The organism is Mycobacterium sp. (genome assembly GCF_044342925.1).
Classification (GTDB): domain Bacteria; phylum Actinomycetota; class Actinomycetes; order Mycobacteriales; family Mycobacteriaceae; genus Mycobacterium.
In genome coordinates, this window is record NZ_JBIIOV010000198.1 from 1 (window position 1) to 5578 (window position 5578).

The following is a 5578-nucleotide window of genomic DNA, read 5'->3' on the forward strand; positions in this document are numbered from 1 at the left end:
GGCCCACCGTCATCTCCCGCATCGAACGCGGCCTACAGCGCGACGACACCTTCGCCGACACCTACAGAAACTGGCTCAAGGCCGCTTGACACGAATAGGAGCATCGAAATCGCCGCAGCCGGCGGCACTCCAAAAACCAGGACGAGCATCGGAGTTACGATCAGCGCGCCGCCCATGCCGGTGAGCCCGACGAGCATTCCCGCGAGTAGGCCCCCGAGGGACAGAAATATATCGATATCGCCTAAAGACACATGCAAACTTTCAGTGGATCAAGAGCCACGCAAAGCGCGGGGAGCCAAGGCGGTGCCGCTTTCGAACTTTCGGACATTGTACGCCAAATTCGTCGAGCAACGTGATCGCAGTCGGCGACAATCGTCCGCACCTGCTGGGTAACCTCTTGTCACCATACGAGACTAAGGAGCACCGATGAGCGTGAATTACCGCCGCGACGAAGCGATCGCGGTCATCACGATGGACGACGGCAAGGTCAACGCCCTGGGTCCGGCCATGCTGGCCGAGATCAACAAGGCCCTGGACCAAGCCGAGGCCGAGGACGCCGGCGCCGTGGTGATCGCCGGCAACAATCGGGTGTTTAGCGGCGGGTTCGACCTGAAGGTTTTCCGGTCCGGGGATGTCCAGGCAGCCATAGACATGCTCAAGGCCGGTTTCGAGCTGTCCCACCGGTTGCTGTCGTTCCGCAAGCCTGTTGTGGCGGCCTGCACCGGCCACGCCATCGCTATGGGGTCGTTCCTGGCCTGCAGCACCGACCACCGAATCGCCGCGCCGGGCTACAACTTCCAGGCCAACGAAGTGGCGATCGGAATGGTCCTGCCCTATCCGGCCCTGGAGATCATGAAGCTGCGGCTGACGCGTTCGGCCTACCAGCAGGCGGCCGGCCTGGCCAAGACCTTCCTCAGCGACACCGCGCTGGCCGGCGGCTGGGTTGACGAGCTGGCGATGCCGAACCTGGTTCTCGAGCGCGCATGCGAGGCGGCCCACGAATTCGCGACCACCTTGGATGCCCGCGCGCATTACGGCTGCAAGATGCGCGCCCGGCAGGAAACACTGGACGCGATCCGGCACGGCATCGACAACATCCACACCGAGTTCGGGCTCTGATCCGTTTCGGGGCGATTTCGTGCGGTGAGCGCACGAAATCGCACCGAAATCAGAAGGACGCCGCTTCCCACTGCAGCAGGCGCCGGGCCAGTTCCGGCCCGGCGTCCTCTTGAATGAAGTGCCCGGCGCGAATGCGGGCGTGCGGCTGACCAGCCGCCCCGGGGATGTGGCGGATCAAGGCGCGGTCGGCCTTACCGAGGATCGGATCGCGGCTGCCGAACACGCACAGCACGGGTTTGGTCCAGCGGCCCAGAACCTCCCACGCCGCACGATTGGCAGGCACGGCCGGATCGTTCGGCGAGGTGGGAACCAACTGCGGGAAGGCGCGGGCGCCGGCCTGATAACGCTTGTCCGGGAACGGGGCGTCGTACCCGGCGCGCACCGCGGACGACAGCCTCGAGACGGTGCCGGCGTCGACGAGCCAGCCGGCAGGCAGCCACGGCGAGTACTTGCCGACAGCGCGCCAGATCCGGAAAGCCGGCGGGGTCGGCCGGTCGGCGGTGGGCAGAAAACCGTTGGCGACCAACAGCTTTGCGAAACGGTTGGGTTGCTCGGCGGCGATCCGCAAACCGATCAGCGAGCCCCAGTCCTGGACCACGGCGGTGATGTCGTGCAGATCCAGCCGGTCGATCCATAGGCTGATCCAGTCCACGTGACGCTGGTAGGTGTAGTCCTGCATCCGGGTGGGTTTGTCGGACCGGCCGAAGCCGATCAGGTCCGGCGCCAGGACCCGGTGCCCGGCGTCAACCAGCGGGCCAATCATGCTGCGGTAGAGGTAACTCCACGTCGGCTCGCCATGCAACAGGACCACCGGGGTTCCGTCGCGGGGACCTTCGTCGACGTAGTGCATCCGCAACGCCGGACAACCGCGGGCGGCGACGTCGACGTAGAGCGGCGCGAAGGAGTAGCCCTGCAGACCGTCGAACCGGGAGTCCGGGGTGCGTAGGAAGTCCACGCCCTTGAATCTACGCAGAGATCTCACCGTCAGCCGCGGCGGCAACCCGCCGCCGCGACCAGATATCGCCGTCCAGGTGGCCCGGGCAGCGCAGCGTCCTCGGCGAAGAACTCCGGGTCCTCGCCGGCTTCGGTCTGGACGTGATCGTGCCATGTGTTTGCCGGAAGCGCAGCGCAACAAGACTTAAGGGCCGGGAGCGGTGAGGGTCTCGACCTTCGGCGGAGGCGGCAGCGCGGCATGATCGGGCGACAGAGCGCTGCCCTTCACCCAGTCCTTCCACGGCACGCCCCAGCTGCCACCCTCGGCGATGGTCAGGGGCGGGCCACCGGTGTACCGAACCTCGACGATGTCGCCAGGCTGGACGAAGTTGAAGTACCACTTGGCGTTCTCGCCGCTCAGGTTCAGGCAACCGTGCGAGAGGTTGGTGTTGCCTTGCGCCCACAGCGTGTCGTCGAGTTGATGCAGATAAATCCCGTCGGTGCTGATTCGGGTGGCCCAGCCGATCTTGCGCTTGTAGCTGTCGGCGTTGCCCGGCGGGATGCCGTAGGTCTGCGAGTCCATGGTGACGACCTCGCCCTTGTCCAGCACGGTGTAGATGCCCGGCGGGGTCCACCAATGGAAGGTCTTGCCGGCCACCAACGTCGTCCCGCCGCGCCCCATCGAGGTCGGCATCGTCCGCACCAGCCGACCGTTGTCGAAGACGCTGACTTGCTTGGTGATGTCGTTGGCGACGGCCACGCGCGCGTCGCCGATGTTGATGGTGGCGTGAGCGTCGGACTGGCCGTACAGGCCGTCGCCGAGCTTGAGCCCGAACACGTTGAGGTCGACGTTGATCCGGGTGCCCGGCTTGTAGTAGTGCTCGGGGCGCCAGTGGGCCACGGAATCGCTGATCCAGTTCCAGGAGCCTGCCACCGGCGGGTCGGTGCGCACGAGCATGTTCTTCTCAGCCAGCACCTTGTCCTGGACCGCTTCATCGAAGTGTGCGATCACGATGGTGCCGACGCCGTACCGGACGTCGGGGTTCGGGGCGAAGCCACCCTGCACCTCGATGTAGGGGTGGATGTAGTTGTCGGGCACCAAGGTGCTGAAGGTGCTGGTGCGAGAGAGCGGGAGGCCGGCGTCGCTCTTGCTGTTGACCGTCATGGTGTAGGTCCGGGCGAACTGGAGTCGCTCAGTGGGCGACCACGACGTCCCGCCGTCGCCGATCAGACCCGGAATTTCATTGCCCCAGTCGTCGGTGAGCGAGACGCCGGTGATCTTGCCGTTGATGACGTCAGCCACCGGCTTGCGCAACGGGCTGATTCCTTCGGCGCCGTCGAAGGGCGAGAGACCGACCACGGGCGGCTTCGCAGGGGTCGGGATCACCGGGGCCGCAGCGGTGGCGGAAGCGGTCTTGCAGCCCTCATGGCAACCCGGCAGCCCAGCGACGTCGCTGGCCAGCCCACCGCACAGCAACGCCACGGCCGCGAGACTTGTCGTCCGTGCGCGACGAGAAAGGGTCACAAATACTCCAGGACAGTCGTCGAAGGGTCAGACGTCACCGTTGACGACCCAAATCATAGTCACAGCCCGACGCTGGAGAGAACCCAGCGAGCGGCGCACCGGAGCCTTCATTTAGCACAGTGATGTGACGTGACGCACGACTCTGCGCGTCGATGCTGGCAGCGGCTTCCAGTCCAGCGGCTAGAGCACCGGGGCCGATTTGCTGAGACGAAGCGATCACAGCGTGTGTCAGTGCGTCGGAATTGACGCCTGTTACACTCAAGCCAACGTTGGCTTCACGCCTGTGATGCCAATACGTCGTGGAACGACTTCACTCCTTGCGACGCTGCCCTGCATCTTTCCTGCATCTTTCCTACATCTTTCCTGGGCCACAGCGTTTCTTTCGATTGATTCGCGCCTACCAGCGCAACACGTCTCGCGGCGATCGATATTGCCCACTGGCAATCTCGCCCAACCCTGTGCTGGGGCTTGCGCACCGACGACCGTCATCCGCGCCCGGCACAACCGATGCCGGAAAGGCACACCTCACATGACGACACCGAACACCACCTCGACTTTTTCCGATCTCGGCGTACCCGCACTCCTGGTGCGAGCTCTCACCGAGAGCGGCCTGACTCAACCCTTCCCGATCCAGACAGCCACCCTCCCCGACACCCTGGCCGGACGCGACGTACTGGGCCGCGGCAAGACCGGTAGCGGCAAGACGCTGGCCTTCTCCATCCCGCTGGTGGCGAGACTGGCCGACAACAAGGGCCGCCCGAACCGGCCGGTGGGACTGGTGCTGGCGCCGACCCGCGAACTGGCCACCCAGATCACTGCGACGCTGGAACCGCTGGCTACCGCTTGCGGCCTTCGCGTCACGACGATCTTCGGCGGGGTCCCGCAGGGCCGGCAGGTCAAAGCCCTGCAATCCGGCGCCGACATCGTGGTGGCCTGCCCGGGCCGGCTCGAGGACTTGATGCGCCAGAAGCTGATCAGCCTGGAGGCCGTGCGCATCACCGTGATCGACGAGGCCGATCACATGGCCGACCTGGGCTTTCTGCCCGGCGTCACCCGCATCCTGGCCGCCACCCCGAAGGGGGGCCAGCGGCTGCTGTTCTCCGCAACGCTGGACAACGGCGTCGACAAACTCGTCACCCGATTCCTCGCCAACGAGGTGTCGCATTCCGTCGACAGCCAGAACTCCCCCGTCGCGGCGATGACCCACCACGTGTTCCATGTGGCAGGGGTCGAAGCCAAGAAGGATCTGGTGCGGACGCTCGCATCCGGGAGCGGACGGCGAATCCTGTTCATGCGCACCAAACACCAGGCCCGCAAGCTGGCAAAGCAACTCACCGAGTCGGGCATTCCGTCGGTGGACCTGCACGGGAACCTGTCCCAGCCGGCCCGTGACCGCAACCTGGCGGCCTTCACCGACGGGAGCGCCCGGGTGCTGGTGGCCACCGATATCGCCGCCCGCGGCGTCCACGTCGATGACGTCGAGCTGGTGGTGCACATCGACCCGCCAGCCGAGCACAAGGCCTACCTGCACCGATCAGGCCGCACGGCCCGCGCCGGACGCAGCGGCGACGTCGTCACGCTGGTGCTTCCCGAACAGCGCAAGGACACTCAGGTGTTGCTGCGTAAGGCCGGGATCACGGCCGCCCCGCAGGCGGTGGCGGCGGACTCCGCCGCGGTGCTCGATCTGGTCGGGGAGATCGCGCCTTTCCAGGCTCCGAAGATCGTCCAGCAGGCCCCGCCCCGCGCCGCGCAACCGCGTCGCTCCAACGGCGGCTCAACCGGCGGCTCCCACGGTGGACAGGCACGCCGCGGCGCTTCGATGTCACGGCCGGGCAACCGCCGCAGGGCTTCTCGCGGCGCAGGGGTGGCTTCCGCCTAACCCGACCAGGCCATGCTTTCGGCCCGCGCGGCGGCGACGATCCGTTCGGCCGCCTCGTAGGTCGGAGTTCCGCACTCCAAGTCGTGGACATGGCGGCCGGCCGCCTGTCGCAAGACCATGGT

At 66.2% G+C, this 5578-nt stretch carries 5 protein-coding genes; 2 read left to right on the forward strand and 3 right to left on the reverse strand.

Annotated elements, in window-relative coordinates; all coding sequences use genetic code 11:
• Positions 1-32 precede the first annotated feature (32 nt).
• Positions 33-197, reverse strand: a complete 165-nt coding sequence (locus ADBZ6I_RS15680; RefSeq protein WP_526385446.1) for a hypothetical protein — start codon at positions 195-197, stop codon at positions 33-35.
• Positions 198-426: 229 nt separating this feature from the next.
• On the opposite strand from ADBZ6I_RS15680, the gene ADBZ6I_RS15685 reads away from it, so the two are divergent.
• Entirely contained in the window at positions 427-1119 is a 693-nt protein-coding gene (locus ADBZ6I_RS15685; protein WP_526385448.1) for a crotonase/enoyl-CoA hydratase family protein, read from the forward strand.
• A 49-nt stretch (positions 1120-1168) separates the two neighbouring features.
• Here the strand turns inward: ADBZ6I_RS15685 and ADBZ6I_RS15690 are convergent, their stop codons facing one another.
• Together ADBZ6I_RS15690 and ADBZ6I_RS15695 are read right to left on the reverse strand one after the other, a co-directional pair.
• Positions 1169-2074 (reverse strand): alpha/beta fold hydrolase, encoded by a 906-nt coding sequence (locus ADBZ6I_RS15690; protein WP_526385450.1) that lies wholly within the window; start codon positions 2072-2074, stop codon positions 1169-1171.
• A gap of 183 nt (positions 2075-2257) precedes the next feature.
• Entirely contained in the window at positions 2258-3535 is a 1278-nt protein-coding gene (locus ADBZ6I_RS15695; RefSeq protein WP_526385452.1) for a L,D-transpeptidase, read from the reverse strand.
• Between the two features lie 571 nt (positions 3536-4106).
• On the opposite strand from ADBZ6I_RS15695, the gene ADBZ6I_RS15700 reads away from it, so the two are divergent.
• Positions 4107-5456: a DEAD/DEAH box helicase gene (locus ADBZ6I_RS15700; RefSeq protein WP_526385454.1), complete on the forward strand. Its 1350-nt coding sequence runs from the start codon at positions 4107-4109 to the stop codon at positions 5454-5456.
• Positions 5457-5578 lie beyond the last annotated feature (122 nt).

Bases quoted from the DNA above. Each gene is read 5' to 3' on its own strand.
- ADBZ6I_RS15680 (WP_526385446.1), bottom strand. From the start codon at position 197: ATGCTCGTCGGGCTCACCGGCATGGGCGGCGCGCTGATCGTAACTCCG.
- ADBZ6I_RS15685 (WP_526385448.1), top strand. From the start codon at position 427: ATGAGCGTGAATTACCGCCGCGACGAAGCGATCGCGGTCATCACGATG.
- ADBZ6I_RS15700 (WP_526385454.1), top strand. From the start codon at position 4,107: ATGACGACACCGAACACCACCTCGACTTTTTCCGATCTCGGCGTACCC.